The organism is Xanthomonas sp. CFBP 8443 (genome assembly GCF_025666195.1).
In the GTDB taxonomy this organism is placed as follows: Bacteria; Pseudomonadota; Gammaproteobacteria; order Xanthomonadales; family Xanthomonadaceae; genus Xanthomonas_A.
This window is the reverse complement of the sequence record NZ_CP102592.1, coordinates 4,473,436-4,488,144: the sequence shown is the minus strand read 5'-3', so window position 1 is coordinate 4,488,144 and position 14,709 is coordinate 4,473,436. Positions and strand designations below refer to the sequence as shown.

Sequence of the window (14,709 nt, the reverse complement as noted above, 5' to 3'; positions counted from 1 at the left end):
GGCGAAGGCGCCCAGCGAGCGCCTTCGCCACGAGACAGGACCGCAAGCGCGGCCCTTTGCAACGTCGGCGATACATGCGCACGCCATGATGTCTGGGCCGCAGGAAACACGCAGGGGAATCCGTTTCCGCGCGCCCGCATCGACACCTAGATGAGTGGAGCCGCGACGGCTTCTTCACCCTTTTCCGTTTCGAGAATCCACCGATGTTCCAATCGAACAAGGCGCTTGCGTTCGCGCCATTGACCCTGTGCATCCTGGCCGGCCTGAACGTGGCCAGCGCGCAGTCGGCGCCGCCGGAAAACGCAGCGCCGCCGACAGCGCCGGACGCCGTGGCGGCGCAAGCCGCTGCGCCGACGCCGCCGGCGCAGCGCGTCAACATCAACGAGTACCTGGTGCGCGGCAATACGGTGCTGGCGGCCCGCGACATCGAAAAAGCGGTCTCGGCCTACCTGGGCCCGGGACGGACCTTGCAGGACGTGGAAGCCGCGCGCGCCGCGCTGCACGCGGCCTACCAGCGCAACGGTTACCAGTCGGTGTACGTGGACCTGCCGGAACAGCAGGTCAGCGGCGGCGTGGTGATCCTGCAGGTGACCGAAACGCGCATCGGCCAGGTCAGCGTGAGCGGCGCCGAGCACAACGACAGCGACGCGCTGCGCGAGCGCGTGCCTGCTTTGCGCGCAGGCAGCGTGCCCGATTTCGACCTGGCGCAGGAGCAGCTGGCGGCGTTGAACCGCACCGCCAAGCGCCAGGTGGTGCCGCTGGTCAAGCAAGGCAAGGCCGACGGCACCATGGACGTGGACCTGAAGGTGCAGGACAAGTCGCCGTGGCGTTTCGGCGCCACGCTCAACAACGACCACAGCGCCGATACCGAGCCGCTGCGCTCGATCCTCACCATCGGCCACGACAACCTGTGGCAGAAGGAGCACGTGGCGTCGCTGACGTTCTTCGCCGCGCCGCAGGACCTGGACCAGGCGAACGTGTGGTCCGGCTCCTATGCCATGCCGTTGGGCAGCCCGGACTGGACGCTGGAGTTCTCCGGCTACACGTCCGACAGCAACGTGGTGTCCACCGGCCAGACCAATGTCACCGGCAAGGGCCACGCCCTGGGCGCCAAGCTGGTGCGCACGCTGCCGATGGCCGGCGCGTGGTGGCACCAGCTGTCGATCGGCGTGGAGTTCAAGGACCTGGACGAGTCGGTGGCGATGGTCGGCATGCCGTCGGACTTCGCCCCGCTGAAATACGCGCCGGTGACGTTCGCCTACAGCGGCTTCCGGCAGGGCGACAAGCACCATCTCAGCGTCGGCCTGCAGACCGTGTTCGGCACGCGCAGCCTGCTCGGCTATGGCAGCAGCGACGACGAGTTCGACTGGAAACGCGCGCATGCCGACGGCAGCTTCTTCGCGGTCAAGGCCGACATCAGCGACACCTACACGATGCAGAACGGCGCGCAATGGTTCGCCCGGATCTCCGCGCAGCTGACCGACCAGCCGCTGGTGTCGGGCGAACAGTTCGCCGCCGGCGGCATGTACACGACCCGCGGCTACCGCTCTGCCGAAGGCATCGGCGACTACGGCGGCCTGGCCACCATCGAGTGGCGCAGCCGCCCGCTTGCGCTGTGGAACCTGCAGGACTGGCGCGTCTACAGCTTCCTCGACGGCGCCTGGCTGGGGTTGCGCAGGCCGCTGGCCGAGCAGGACGACGCATCGTCGATGGCGGCGATCGGCGTGGGCACCAGCTTCCGTGTCACCGAACACTTCAACGTCCGCCTCGACTACGGCCACACGCTGACCGACGGGCCGACCACGACCAAGGACGCCGACCGCCTGCACATCAGCGTCGGCGCCAACTACTGAACACGCCTTCCAACGCGACACCTCGGAGATTCCATCAAATGCAACGCCTCATCACCCTGTTGTTGTTCCTCCTGGGCATGTCGATGCTCGGCGCGGCCCATGCCGAAACCCCGTGGTGGCAGGCGGACTGGAAGTACCGCAAGCCGATCACCATCGACGCCGGCCCGCAGGGCGCGGCGCTGGGCGGCAACGTCGGCCGGGTGCCGGTGCTGATCCGCCTGCATAGCGGCAACTTCGCCTTCGACGGCCTGGCCGATGGCGGCAAGGACATCCGCTTCGTCGGCAGCGACGGCCGCACCATCCTCAACCACCAGATCGAGCAGTACGACGCCAACCTGGCCATGGCGCTGATCTGGGTGGACGTGCCCGCCGTCAACGGCACCGCCGCGCAGACGATCTGGATGTACTACGGCAATCCGAACGCGCCGGCCGCGGGCAACGGCCAGCTGGCGTTCGACCCGGACTACACCGCGGTCTACCACTTCGCCGAAGCGGGCGCCGAGCCGCGCGACACCACCGCCTACGCCAACCACGCGGCCGGCAAGCTGGCCGCTGCCGAAGGCGCGGTGATCGGGCGCGGCGCGCTGCTAGCCGGACAGCCGATGCGCCTGCCGGGATCGCCGTCGCTGGCGACCACCGCCGGCGGCGCGATGACCTTCTCCGCCTGGATCAAGCCGGAACAGCTGGGCGCCAACCAGGCCATCTACGCGCGGCGCGAAGCGGGCAATACGCTGCTCGTCGGTCTCGATAACGGCGTGCCCTACATCCAGATCGGGCAGAGCCGCAGCGCCGCCGTGCCGCCGCTGAAGGCGGGCCAATGGGCGCACGTTGCGCTGGTCGCCAGCGAAGGCGCGGCGATCCTGTACGTGGGCGGACGCGAGGCCGCGCGCATCGACGCCGCGTTGCCGGCCTTCGGCGGCGAAGCGCTGATCGGCGGCGACGCCGCTGCTGCCGCCGCGGCGCCGACCGATCCGGCCGCGCCCGCCGCGGCGATTCCGCCGGCCAACCCGTTCGCCGGCGCGATCGACGAAGTGCGCGTGTCCAAGGTCGCCCGTCCCGCCGCCGTGCTGCTGGCCGATGCCAGCGCGCAGGGTGCCGAGTCGCGCCTGACCGCGTTCGGCGAGGACGAGCAGACCGCCGGCGTGAGCCACTTCGGCTTCATCCTCAAGGCGATGCCGGTCGATGCCTGGGTGGTGGTGATCGTGCTGGGCATCATGCTGTTGCTGTCGTGGGCGATCATGGTCGCCAAGAGCCGCTACTTCGGTGCGGTGGCCAAGGCCAACGCCGCCTTCACCCAGCAGTACAAGAAGGTCGTGGGCGCGCCGGTGGCGACGCTGCAGGACCTGGAGAAGCAGGGCGCGATCGGCGCGCAGATCCGCGATACCTCCACGCTGTGGCGGCTCTACCGGATCGCCATGGACGAACTGCACGGCCGCCAGGCGCGCGGCGCGCACGGGCTGTCGGCGGCGGCCATCACCTCGATCCGCGCGTCGATGGATGCGGAGGTCACCCGCGAAGCCGAGCGCATGACCAAGCGCATGAACTGGTTGTCCACCACCATCGAGGGCGCGCCCTACATCGGGCTGTTCGGCACCGTCATCGGCATCATGCTGGTGTTCGCGGTCGCGGCGATGGCCGGCGCGGTCGACATCAACTCGGTGGCGCCCGGCATGGCCGCCGCGCTGCTGTGCACGGCCGCGGGCCTGGGCGTCGCGATCCCGGCGTTGTTCGGCTACAACTGGCTGGCGTCGCGCGCAGAATCCATCGCCGCCGACATGGCGGTGTTCGTCGACGAGTTCACCGCGCGCCTGGCCGAAGAGTTCGACCGTCCCGGCTCGCCGGCGCCGCTTGCGTCCGTGCAGGCCTGAGGAGGCGCGTCATGGCCAGGCCCAAGAGATTCGGTATCAAGAAACGCGAGAAGGGGATCAACGTCACCCCGTTCGTCGATGTGCTGCTGGTGGTGCTGGTGATCTTCATCCTGACCAGCAACGCGACCATTCCCGGCATCCAGGTGAACCTGCCCAAGGCCAGCTCGAGCATGGCGCTGGAGAAGCCGAAGACCAAGGCGATCACCGTCGACAACGCCGGCCAGATCTTCCTGGACGCCTTTCCGGTCAGCCTGTCCGAACTGGAAGACCGGCTGCGCAGCGAGAAGGCGGTCAACCCCGACTTCCCGGTGATCGTGCGCGGCGATGCGCAGGTGCAGTACGCGCGCGTGGTCGAGGTGCTGGACCTGCTGCGCAAGGTCGAGATCAGCCAGGTCGGGCTGGTCACCGGCAAGCCACAGGGGTGATGGCGTGACTTCCTCCCATCCCGATCGGGGCGGACCCACGCGCCCATGGCCACGCTGGCTGCCGGCGGTCCTCGCCTCCATCGGCCTGATCGCGGCGCTGGGCTTTCTGGCCTGGTACCTGCTCTTCAAGGACGCGGCGAGCACGCGGCGCCCGGTGGCGGACACGCCGATGGTGATGTTGCCGCCACCGCCGCCACCGCCGCCGCCAGAACCGGAGCCCGAACCGGAACCGGAGCAGGAGCCGGAGGAAACGATGCCCGAACCGGAGCCGCTGGACGAAGCGCCCAAGCCGGCCGAGGAAGCGCCCACGCCCGACGCAGCGGATCCGGTGACCATGGATGCCGACGCGCAGGCCGGCACCGACAACTTCGGCATCCAGTCCGGCAGCGGCGGCGGCAGCACCGGCGCGGGCGCCGGTGGGGGCGGCGGCAACGCGTCCTACGGCCGCTACCTGGGCTACGTGCTGCAGCAGGCGGTGTCCCGCGACGAACGCATCCGCAAGCTGGCCTTCCAGCTGACCGTGCACGTGTGGCTGGACGGTTCGGGCCAGCTGACCCGCGTGGAGCTGTTGCGCGGCAGCGGCAACCACGAGGCCGACGAAGCGGTGCTCGCGGTCATCCGCGCCGTCGGGCGCGTGGACGAGATTCCGCCGGCCTCGTTGAAATTTCCCGCGCGCGTGCTGGTGCAGGGACGGCGTCCGGCCGGATGAGCACGCGCTCGAACCAATCCTTTCGAAGACTTCCAAACCTTGTGAGCAAGCAGATGACTCGTTCGACCATACGCTCCGCCTTGCGCGGACTGCGCACCACCGCCGTCGCCGCCGGCATCGGCCTGGCCCTTTTCGCCACCGGCGCACAGGCGCAGGGCGCGCGCAGCGAAAGCACGATGATCAAGCTGATCCGCGGCCTGATCGACAGCGGCGCACTGAAGCCGGAAGTGGGGCAGGCATTGCTGGAGGAAGCCCAGCGCGAGGCCGCGCCGGCCGCAGCGGCGTCGGCGATCGCCGCGCAGCCGGGCGACGTGCGGGTGCCGTACATCCCGGACACCGTGCGCGACGGCATCCGCGACGAAGTCAAGGCGCAAGTCATGGCACAGGCCAAGGCCGAGCGCTGGGCCGCGCCGGAGCAGGTGCCGGAGTGGACGCAGCGCCTGCGCGTGCAGGGCGACGTGCGCGTGCGCAACGAATCGCGCCTGTATTCGGAGCGCAACAGCGACATCGAGGTCGACTGGAGCCGCATCAACGCAGGGTCCGGCTACGACATCAACGAGAACACCAATCTCAACCTGCCGCCGCTGCGCAACACCCGCGAGGACCGCAACAATTCCTGGCGCATCCGCGCGCGCATCGGAGTGGTCGCCGACCTGGGCGAACACACCCGCGCCGGCGTGCGCCTGGCGTCGGGCAGCGACGACGGCCCGGTCTCCACCACGCAGACCCTGGGTGGCGGCCTGGCCAAGAAGGACGCATGGCTGGATCAAGCGTGGCTGTCCTGGTCGCCGGTCGACTGGATGGAGATCGTCGGCGGCCGCTTCGGCAATCCCTACTGGTCCACCGACACGCTGTTCTCCAACGACCTGAACTTCGACGGCATCGCGTTCAAGTACGCCGACGAAGTGGGGCCCGACGGCCTGTCGCTGTTCGCCACGCTGGGCATGACCCCGCTGGAGTATTCGTCCGACGGTTTCCCCAGCACCAGCCAGAACAAGATGCAGAGCGAGAACAAGTGGCTCAACGGCCTGCAGGTGGGCGCGGGCTGGGAGTTCGGCAACGCGCAGAAGCTGCGTGCGGCGGTGGCCTACTACGACTTCCGCAACGTCGCCGGCGAGTTGTCGCAGCCCTGCGCGCTGTATGCCGGCGCCGACCATTGCAGCACCGATTGGTCGCGTCCGGCGTTCATGCAGAAGGGCAATACGCTGATGCTGCTGCGCGATATCGCGCTGGATCCGCTGGACCCGGCCAACACGCCGCTGCCGCAGTACGTGGGCCTGGCGTCGGAGTTCGAACTGCTGGATGTCAACCTGAAATGGGAAGCGCCGGCGTTCGCCGGCTACGGCGTGCGCCTGGAAGCGAACTGGCTGCAGAACCTGGCCTACGACCCGGCCGAAATGTGGAAGCGCGCCAACGGCGGCATCGTCACCAACCTGGGCGCAGCGGCCGGCGCCGTCGCCGGGCCGCAGGATATCCGCAGCGGCGATACCGCCTACTTGGCGCAGGCCACGTTCGGCAACCTGGCGCTCACCCAATCCGGGGACTGGAACGCCTGGCTGGGCTACAAGCGGATCGAGGCCGATGCACTGCCCGACGGCTTCAACGACTCCAACTTCCATCTGGGCGGAACCAATGCCAAGGGCTACTACCTCGGCGCCTCCTACATGTTCGACAAGAACGTGTGGTTGAGCGGGCGCTGGATGGCGGCCAAGGAAGTGACGGGCGCGCCGTTGTCGATCGACCTGTTCCAGTTGGAAGTGAACGCGGGCTTCTGACGTATCCGGCGGCCCGGAACGCCGTGCGTCGATACGTACGGCAATGCCAATACCCCTTGTTGCACCAACGACATCGAACCAGAGGGACACGACATGACTTCCGAAACAATGGACGACGCAGCCACATCGCCGACGGACCACGCCGCCGGCGTGCCGCCTCACGCCGGCACGCCGCCGCAGCCGGCGACCTCGCCATGGCCGATGTTCTATCGCCGGCCGGTGCTGCTTTCCTCGCACGACCACGCGGATTGGCGCGTGCGCCCGGCCGGCGTGGGCTTCGCCGCGCGCAGCCACTCGGTGCCGGTGCTGGCCGGCGAGTTCGCCGCGGCGTCGCGTTGCTACCCGCTGGTCTTCGCCGGCAACGACTACATGCCGATGGCGCTGCTGGGGCTGCAGGCGGACAGCAACCGCTTCGTCGACGGGGACGCCTGGGCGGCCGGCAGCTATGTTCCCGCCTACGTGCGCCGCTATCCGTTCGTGTTCGTGCAGATGGACGAACCGGAAGGCTATGCGCTGGCGATCGACGCCGAGGCCGACATGGTGGTCGCGTCCGGTGAGGAGGGACTCGCCTTGTTCGAAGGCGGCCAGCCCAGCGAGCTGACCCGGCAGGCGCTGCAGTTCTGCGAAGCCTTCACCCGCGAAGACCGGGCGACCCGGCAGTTCACCGCGCAACTGGCCGCACAGGGCCTGCTGCTGGAGCGCACCGCCAACATCACCTTCCCCGATGGCCGCAAGGCCAGCATCGACGGCTTCCATGTGGTGGATGCGGAAAAATTCGCCACGCTATCCGAGGAGGTCATCGTCCAGTGGCACCGCAACGGATGGCTGTCGCTGGTGCATTTCCACCTGGCCTCGCTGGCGCGCTTCGCCGACCTGATGGCGCGTTGAGCCGTCAGGTCGGCATCGTCGGCCAAGCACTTTGGCAGCGGCAATCCCCAGGGCCTGCGACCACCACGTGGCGAGCTCCTGCGGATCCGCCGTGTCGATGGTGAAAGCGTGAATTTCGTGTTCTTTCCTTGTCGATGGATAGCGAATCAGCGCGCGCTGTCGATGATGGAGCCGCCGTCGGGGGTGAGGCTCGACCCGGTGATGAACTGGCTGTCCTTGCTGGCCAGGAACAGCACGACCGGGGCAATGTCGTCTTCTGGCGAGCCATAGCGGCCCAGCGGATTGGTTGGTGCCGGCACGTTGGCATCCGCTCCCCAAGTTTCAGCGACCGGCAGCACGTTGTTCACGGTGATCTTGTCGGCCGCCCACTCGCGTGCGGCGGTACGGGTCAAGGCACGCACAGCCTCTTTTGCCATGTTGTAGGGTGCATAGCCGGCTAGTCCGACAACGCCGGCCATCGAGCCGAAATTGATGATGCGTCCCTCGCCGCTTGCCTTCAGGTGGGGATAGGCCGCCTGCATCGCGCGCAGATAAGCGATGGGACCGAGGTCGAAATTGCGTTGCAACTGCTCCGTCGACAGATCGAGGACGGACGAGAACGGCGCGGTGGGATCGAAGGCGTTGTTCACCAAGATGTCGATGCCGCCATAGGTGGCCGCCACCTTGGCGATCGCCTCCTTGAGTTGGTCGGCATTGCCGATGTCGCAAGGTATGCCAATCGCCGTGCCGCCGGCGGCGGCTATGTCGGCTACGACGGCATCCACGTTCGCCGGGGTGAGAGAGAGGACGGCAACCTTGGCGCCTTGTGCTGCGAACAGCTTGGCGGTGGCGCGGCCGATGCCGCGGCCGGCACCCGTGACGATGGCTACTTTTCCGTTGAGGCGGGACATGGTTTTCTCCTGTGAGGGCTAAGGATTGCTCTGTTGCGCCGCGATGACCGCGCCATATGGCGAAGGGACGTCGCGAGCGAAATTTTGGGTGGAGAACGAGACGACCAGCAGCACGAGGCCCAGGAGCGCCGGCAGCGCGCCCTTGGGCTTGCGCACGCCGAGGTGCGCGGAGCCGGACAGCAGCAGGTGAAAGAACATGCCGGCATAGGCCAGGTCGCTCAGGGGCACGCTGACGCGCGACAGGATGGCCAGCGGCCCGAGCAGCTTGATCGCGATCATGAGCGGCACAAGGTAGGAAGCGGGATAGTTCAATTCGACCAGCGCTTGGCGTACCCAGTCCTTCCTGACGAGATAGAGCGTAGCGGAAGCGATATATAGAAATGTCAGTAATGTGGTGCTGACCCAGTAGACATATTGCGCAACCATAACGGATTCCTAAATTCGGTTAAGATCGACTTCCTCCAAGAATGTCGTCTAAGATGAAACGCAACAAGTAGGATGAATAAGTGGTACTTAGTATGGAAAACATGACGAATGGCAATTCCGCTGTGAACATGCACGAGGAAATGCGTCGCGCGTTCGCACTGCTCTCGGGTAAATGGAAGCTGGAAATCATGTGGTTGCTCAACCAGCGGGTCTACCGCTTTGGGGAGCTACGCAAGGCGATTGCTGGCATCACTCAACACATGCTGACGGCACAGCTGCGCGAGCTGGAGGCCGACGGACTCGTGTCGCGTACGGTGTTTCCGGAGGTGCCGCCCCGTGTCGAGTACGCGATCACGACCAAGGCGCGTGGCCTCGGGCCGACCATGGAAGCGTTGACGGTCTGGTGGAACGAGCACGGAGGCAGCGTGCCGGCGAAGCCGGCCGCACGCGGGCGTAAAGCCAATACCGCGGGACGGAAGACGAAGTGATCTTCATGCCGTCCGACATGGCTGCAGGTGCGCCGCTGGTTGGTCGTTGGGATTCGGTCTCAGTGCCGGAAGTCTGAGGCCGTCCGAAGCAGGCTATTCAGCAGTTCAAAAGGGATCCAAATTGTGCGTCCGGATCGCTAGTGGGTGCATGAATATATAAATACTGAAAATATTTTAGAGCGTGGCTCGGTCGTTGGTGGGCCACCAGCAAGCAGTCCAGAGGTGCCTATTTAGTTCTTGGGGCCGAGTGATTGGTCGGAAATCCGTGGCATCGGAATACTGCCGTTTGCGCGGCAGGCATTCGGGTCGACGGAAATCCACGGGCGCATCGCCGCTGCTCAGAGCTTCAAGCTCAACGACACGAACGCCGATCGCGTGGGGGCGGGCGAGAACATCGGGCGCGCGTCGCTGCCCCAGAAGAAGCTGTCGTACCAGGCGTAGGCGTATTCGCGGCCGGTCACGTTCTTGAGCTGCAGGTCGATGCGCGCGCGTTCGGAGAGCCGGTAGCCGGCGCTCAGGTCGAGCACCGCGAAGCCACCGAACTTGCCTTCGGTGTTGCGCGCTTCCAGGTAGTAGTCGCCCTGCGCACGTGCCTGCGCGCCGAAGCGCAGGCGGTCGGAAGCATCGAAATCCACGCCGATGTTGGAGATGAAGCGCGGCGTCGCCAGGACTTCGTTGCCGGCGAGCGAGGTGCCGTCGTCGGCGAACGCGCTGACCACCTTGGCTTCCTGGTAGGCGTGCGAACCCCACAGCGACCAGCGCTCGCCGATGCGCGCGCTGGCCTGCAGGTCGACGCCGCGCCGGCGCGTCTGTCCCAGGCCGACGGTGGTGCCAGTGGCCGGCATGTTGGCCACCTCGTCGGTGGCGTCCTGCTGCCAGATGGCCAGCCGGACGTCGGTGCCGTTGGCCCCGCTGAACTTGATGCCCGCTTCCTTGCCGGTGTTGACCGACGGCGCGAAGGCTTTCTGGCCGGCGGTGAGGTAGGCGGGCGCGGTGGAGCCGGTGAGGATCTGGAACGTGCGGCCCCAGTTGGCGTAGACGTTCAGCGCCGGGGTGAGCGCGTACATCACGCTGAGCTTGGGCTGCTCGATGGTGCCGTAGCGTTGCAGCGGCGCCTCGATGCCGCCGGGCAGCCGGGTGTGGCCATCGAAGCGGTCGACGCGGAATGCCGGCACGATCCGCAGCGCGGCCACGGGCGCGTAGATCGCCTGGACGTAGGCGCCGGTGTTGTCGAGCGTGTAGCGGTCGTCGTTCTGGATGCGCGTCGGCGCGGCATCGAAGTCGGTCGGGATGCCGAAGCGGAAACGGCTGCGCCGGTAGCGGTTGTCCTGGTGCTCGCGGTTCACCCCGCCTTCGAGGGTGAGCGTGTCGCCGGCCACCCAGGTCAGCGTCGACAGCAGGCCGGTCTGGCGCTCGTTCCATTCGCGGCGCTGGCGCGGCGCGTCGCCCACGGGGTAGTCGCTGAAGGTGACGTAGCGATCGTCGTCGTACCCGTTGTAGTACAGCTTGCTGCTCAGGTGCACGCTGTCGGAAAGCCGCAGATCCAGATGGGTGCTCAGGTGCCGCATGTCGCGATCGTCAAAGTCGTTGGCATTGCGCGGATCGGATGCGCGGCGGTCGGCGGCGAGCTCCTCGGCGGTCATGAATCCCGACTCGTCGGCCTCATGGTGGTACAGGCGGGCGGTCACGCCGAACTTCGCCACGTCCGCGTCGCTGCCGAAGAACCATTTGCCGCCGACGCTGATCTTCTTCGAGCCGTCGTGCGCGCGGTAGCCATCGGACGCCTGCGCGCCGAGGAAATAGTTCTGCGCGAAGCCGTCGGCTTCGCGGCCCAGCGCGAGTTGCGCCTCGCGGGTGTTGAAGCTGCCGTAGGTCAGCCGCGCATCGGAGTAGTCGCCGCCCTGGCGGGTGCCGAAGTTGATGTTGCCGCCGATGTTGTGCAGGCCGTAGCGCGGGTCGTTGGTGCCGCGGACGACCTCGATGTAGTCGATCTCCAGCGGGAACAGCATGTCGATGAAGCGCTGGTTGCCGCTGTTGACGTTGCTTGGAATGCCGTCGATCAGGGTCTTGATGCCGTTGAGGTAGCCTTCGCCGTTGAACGCGCGGAAGGTCACCTTGCCCGACTCGGCGCCCTGGCGCGTCTCGGTCAGCTGCATGCCCGGCATCTGGCCCAGCAGTTCCCAGCTCTGCATGACCGTCTTGTCCTCGATCCGCTCGGCGCCCAGGACATCGACCGAGGTCAGCACCTCGTTGGCGGTCAGCTGAGCCTGGCCGTTGCGCACCTGCACGGCGCCCATGGTGGTGGCGGTGCCTTGGGCTTCCGCGTAGGCGGCGGTGCTGGATTGGGCCGCAAGGACGGCGGCGATGAGGCGGATCTTCATGGGGAGGGATGCTCGTGCGGGCGTCTGCCGATGGGCCGGCGTCAAAGGGAGGAGCGGCGGATAGCGACCGGGAGAGAGGCGCCGAGCAAAGGCCCCGGTCGAAATCGGCCCGCATGCTAACATGTAATAACATTACATTTGCCAGGGTCGTGGACAGGGGTGCTCGGCGCATGGAATCGGCCGCCGACGGCTGCTTTTTTTGCAGCCGGCGAGATCTGGCCATGCCCGTTTTTCAGGCAGCGAGCAGCCGCACGACACGCATCCGCCGTCGTCGCCGCCATCGCTTGTCGGCTGCTGTCCCGGGAGCGTGTGATCGCGTTCGCGAACGCCAAGCGGGCATCCATAGTTCTCGCTTGCACGCTGCGCTAGCGCTGCACCGCGGCTTGCCGGCGATGCGCGCGCCATGGCTACAATGCGTCCGGATGCGACACGCGGCCTTCCAGCGCAGGATGATCTTGTTGGCGATGCTCGCCGTGGCGTTGTTGTTCGCCATGCCGATCGCGTCGCGGCTGGTCGCGTCCGCCGTCGGCGATGCGAACGGCACGTGGGCCCAACTGTGCACGGCCAGCGGCATGAAGCTGGTCAAGATCGGCGCCCCGTCCGTCGTGCCTGACGGCGAGGCGCCGGCGGCGCCGGCCATGGATCACATGCACGACGACTGCCCGTATTGCCCGCTCGCCGCGGGCATGGTGCTGCTGTTGTGCCTGCTGCTGGCCCTGCACGCCACACCGCGCCGCAGCGCATGGACCCGACGGTTCGATGTCGCGCGCGCGTTCCTGCATCCCAACGGACTGGGCTCCCGAGGGCCCCCGCTTCCGGCCTGAAGTCGATCCTCCGCGCGCCGCGTACGCGCGTCACTTCATTTCGGGAGTTCCTCATGTCGATTCTTTCCATCGCGGCGCCGCGTGCGTCGCGCTTGGCCATGGCTGTGTTCGCCATTCTTGTGCCGGCCGCCGCACTGCGCGCCGCCGAGCCCACCACGCCCACCACGCTTGATGCCGTCCAGGTCCGTTCGGCGGCGCTCGAGCGCATCTACGCCGAACAGGCACTGACGCCGGGCGGCGTCAGCGTGCTCGATGGCGATGCGTTCCACGAACGCGCGGTCGCCAACATGGCCGATTCGCTGCGCTATGTGCCCGGCGTCTGGGCCGAGAGCGGCACCGGCGGCGATGCCATGTTCCTCTCCAGCCGCGGTTCCAACCTCGATGCCACCGACTACGACAACAACGGCGTCAAGTTGTTCCAGGACGGCCTACCGGTCACCACCGCCGACGGCAACAACCACAACCGCTTCATGGACCCGCTGGCTGCGCGCCACGCGATCGTCGCCCGCGGCGCCAATGCGTTGACCTACGGCGCCAGCAACCTGGGCGGCGCCATCGACTTCGTGAGCTACACCGCGCGCAACAGCGCGCCCTGGCAGGCCGCCATCAGCGGCGGCAGCCACGGCCTGCGCAGCGGCCGCTTCACCGCCGGCGGCGTCTCCGGCGACCTGGATGGGCAGGTGATGGTGGAAGGCAAGCATTCGGACGGCTATCGCGAGCACGGCCGGCAGAACCGCAGCGGCGTCTACGCCAATGGCGGTTGGCAGGCGTCGCAGGATCTGGACCTGCGCGTCTACGCCATGCACGTGGACAACCGCGAGCAGTTGGCCGGCGCGCTCAGCAAGGCGCAGTTCGACCAGGACGCGTATCAGGCCAATCCGTCGGCGATCAGCGGCAACTTCCAGTGGAACACCACCACCGATCGCCTGGCGCTGAAGGGCGACTGGACGCCGGATGCGGACAGCCGGCTGGAGTTCGGCCTGTCCTACGAGAACCAGGATCTCTATCATCCCATCGTCGACAAGGTCATGGTCGACTTCGATGGCAGCGGTCCCGCTGCGCCGGTGGAAGTCTTCAGCCTGCTCAAGAACACCGACCAGCGCACCTGGGCCGGCATGGCGCGCTACAACGTCAAGCGCGGCGATCACGACCTGCTCGTGGGCCTCAACCTGGCCGACACGCGCGAGACCGGCGGCAACTACCGCAACGACCACGGCCAGCGCAATGGCCGCACCGGCATCATCGACAACCGCTCCGACAGCACCGAGGTGTTCGTCGTGGACCGCTGGAAGCTCGCCCAGGACTGGACGCTGGTCTACGGCGCGCAGGGCGTGTTCACCGGCCGCGACGTGCGCAACACCGACTTGGCCAGCGGCACGCTGCGCAATCCGAAGGCCGACTACCGCGCCTTCAATCCCCGCGTCGGTGCGATCTACGCCATCGCCCAGGGCAGCGAAGCCTACGCCAGCATCAGCCGCCTCTACGAAGCGCCGACCACGTTCGATCTGGAAGACGACGTGCGCGGCGACGGCTCCACCCTCGATGCCATGCACGGCATCGTCTACGAACTGGGCGTGCGCGGCAGCACGCCGCCCGCTTCGCAGTCGGTGAGCTGGCAGTGGGACGTGGACGTGTACTACGCGCAGATCCGCGACGAGATCCTCTCCGTCGACGACCCCGCCGCACCGGGCACCAGCCTGTCCGCGAACATGGATCGCACCGTGCATGCCGGCGTCGAGGCGCTGGTCGGCGCCAGTATTCCGCTAGGCGACGGCGTGCATCGCATCGAACCGCTGCTCAGCGCCAGCTACAACCGCTTCGCGTTCGATGGCGATCCGCATTACGGCAACAACGCCCTGCCGGCCGCGCCGGATTACGCGATACGGGGCGAGGTGATGTATCGCTATCAGAACGGCTTCTACGCCGGGCCGACGTTCGACCTGGTGGGCGCGCGCCATGCCGACTTCAGCAACACCTACCGCATCGGCCGCTACGGCCTGGTCGGCCTGCGCACGGGTTTCGCCCGCGACCGCTGGCAGTTCTTCCTCGAAGGCAGGAACCTGGCCGACAAACGCTACGTGGGCAGCATGAGCGTGCGCAACCGGGCGAGCGCCGACGCGGCGATCCTGCAGGCCGGCGCGCCGCGCTCGGTGTATGCGGGCATGCGGTACCAGTACTGAGG

The 14,709-nt window shown here is 67.3% G+C and carries 12 protein-coding genes; 9 read left to right on the top strand and 3 right to left on the bottom strand.

The window, feature by feature from the left end; all coding sequences use genetic code 11:
* The first annotated feature begins 203 nt into the window (after nt 1-203).
* The 6 genes from NUG20_RS18710 to NUG20_RS18685 all read left to right on the top strand — a co-directional run bounded on the left by NUG20_RS18710 (nt 204) and on the right by NUG20_RS18685 (nt 7,518).
* Nucleotides 204-1,853 carry a ShlB/FhaC/HecB family hemolysin secretion/activation protein gene (locus NUG20_RS18710; protein ID WP_263395914.1) on the top strand — a complete coding sequence of 550 codons (1,650 nt, stop codon included), beginning with the start codon at nt 204-206 and terminating at the stop codon, nt 1,851-1,853.
* Nucleotides 1,854-1,891: 38 nt separating this feature from the next.
* Complete coding sequence (locus tag NUG20_RS18705; RefSeq protein ID WP_263395913.1) at nt 1,892-3,721, top strand: DUF2341 domain-containing protein; 1,830 nt, start codon at nt 1,892-1,894, stop codon at nt 3,719-3,721.
* A gap of 11 nt (nt 3,722-3,732) precedes the next feature.
* A complete protein-coding gene (locus tag NUG20_RS18700) occupies nt 3,733-4,146 on the top strand; it encodes an ExbD/TolR family protein (RefSeq protein WP_263395912.1) in 414 nt (137 codons plus the stop codon).
* Between the two features lie 4 nt (nt 4,147-4,150).
* Nucleotides 4,151-4,855 carry an energy transducer TonB family protein gene (locus NUG20_RS18695; protein ID WP_263395911.1) on the top strand — a complete coding sequence of 235 codons (705 nt, stop codon included), beginning with the start codon at nt 4,151-4,153 and terminating at the stop codon, nt 4,853-4,855.
* Between the two features lie 53 nt (nt 4,856-4,908).
* Nucleotides 4,909-6,630 (top strand): putative porin, encoded by a 1,722-nt coding sequence (locus NUG20_RS18690; protein ID WP_263395910.1) that lies wholly within the window; start codon nt 4,909-4,911, stop codon nt 6,628-6,630.
* 93 nt (nt 6,631-6,723) lie between these two features.
* Nucleotides 6,724-7,518, top strand: coding sequence for a SapC family protein (locus NUG20_RS18685; protein WP_263395909.1), 795 nt, complete (start codon nt 6,724-6,726; stop codon nt 7,516-7,518).
* Between the two features lie 146 nt (nt 7,519-7,664).
* Here the strand turns inward: NUG20_RS18685 and NUG20_RS18680 are convergent, their stop codons facing one another.
* A complete protein-coding gene (locus NUG20_RS18680) occupies nt 7,665-8,408 on the bottom strand; it encodes an SDR family NAD(P)-dependent oxidoreductase (RefSeq protein WP_263395908.1) in 744 nt (247 codons plus the stop codon).
* An 18-nt stretch (nt 8,409-8,426) separates the two neighbouring features.
* The gene (locus tag NUG20_RS18675) at nt 8,427-8,834 is read right to left on the bottom strand and encodes a DoxX family protein (RefSeq protein WP_263395907.1); all 408 of its coding nucleotides are present in this window, start codon (nt 8,832-8,834) and stop codon (nt 8,427-8,429) included.
* Nucleotides 8,835-8,926: 92 nt separating this feature from the next.
* Between NUG20_RS18675 and NUG20_RS18670 the strand changes: the two genes are divergently transcribed.
* Nucleotides 8,927-9,322 carry a winged helix-turn-helix transcriptional regulator gene (locus NUG20_RS18670; RefSeq protein WP_263395906.1) on the top strand — a complete coding sequence of 132 codons (396 nt, stop codon included), beginning with the start codon at nt 8,927-8,929 and terminating at the stop codon, nt 9,320-9,322.
* A 338-nt stretch (nt 9,323-9,660) separates the two neighbouring features.
* Here NUG20_RS18670 and NUG20_RS18665 read toward each other — a convergent pair whose 3' ends face one another.
* The gene (locus NUG20_RS18665; RefSeq protein WP_263395905.1) at nt 9,661-11,703 is read right to left on the bottom strand and encodes a TonB-dependent receptor; all 2,043 of its coding nucleotides are present in this window, start codon (nt 11,701-11,703) and stop codon (nt 9,661-9,663) included.
* 464 nt (nt 11,704-12,167) lie between these two features.
* Between NUG20_RS18665 and NUG20_RS18660 the strand changes: the two genes are divergently transcribed.
* A complete protein-coding gene (locus NUG20_RS18660) occupies nt 12,168-12,527 on the top strand; it encodes a DUF2946 family protein (protein WP_263398540.1) in 360 nt (119 codons plus the stop codon).
* 53 nt (nt 12,528-12,580) lie between these two features.
* The gene (locus NUG20_RS18655) at nt 12,581-14,707 is read left to right on the top strand and encodes a TonB-dependent receptor family protein (protein ID WP_263395904.1); all 2,127 of its coding nucleotides are present in this window, start codon (nt 12,581-12,583) and stop codon (nt 14,705-14,707) included.
* Nucleotides 14,708-14,709: the final 2 nt, after the last annotated feature.

Excerpts from the sequence above, each read along its gene's own strand:
- NUG20_RS18690 (WP_263395910.1), top strand. The coding sequence starts at position 4,909 with ATGACTCGTTCGACCATACGCTCCGCCTTGCGCGGACTGCGCACCACC.
- NUG20_RS18655 (WP_263395904.1), top strand. The coding sequence starts at position 12,581 with ATGTCGATTCTTTCCATCGCGGCGCCGCGTGCGTCGCGCTTGGCCATG.
- NUG20_RS18685 (WP_263395909.1), top strand. The coding sequence starts at position 6,724 with ATGACTTCCGAAACAATGGACGACGCAGCCACATCGCCGACGGACCAC.
- NUG20_RS18670 (WP_263395906.1), top strand. The coding sequence starts at position 8,927 with ATGGAAAACATGACGAATGGCAATTCCGCTGTGAACATGCACGAGGAA.
- NUG20_RS18710 (WP_263395914.1), top strand. The coding sequence starts at position 204 with ATGTTCCAATCGAACAAGGCGCTTGCGTTCGCGCCATTGACCCTGTGC.
- NUG20_RS18700 (WP_263395912.1), top strand. The coding sequence starts at position 3,733 with ATGGCCAGGCCCAAGAGATTCGGTATCAAGAAACGCGAGAAGGGGATC.
- NUG20_RS18660 (WP_263398540.1), top strand. The coding sequence starts at position 12,168 with ATGCTCGCCGTGGCGTTGTTGTTCGCCATGCCGATCGCGTCGCGGCTG.
- NUG20_RS18675 (WP_263395907.1), bottom strand. The coding sequence starts at position 8,834 with ATGGTTGCGCAATATGTCTACTGGGTCAGCACCACATTACTGACATTT.
- NUG20_RS18680 (WP_263395908.1), bottom strand. The coding sequence starts at position 8,408 with ATGTCCCGCCTCAACGGAAAAGTAGCCATCGTCACGGGTGCCGGCCGC.
- NUG20_RS18665 (WP_263395905.1), bottom strand. The coding sequence starts at position 11,703 with ATGAAGATCCGCCTCATCGCCGCCGTCCTTGCGGCCCAATCCAGCACC.
- NUG20_RS18705 (WP_263395913.1), top strand. The coding sequence starts at position 1,892 with ATGCAACGCCTCATCACCCTGTTGTTGTTCCTCCTGGGCATGTCGATG.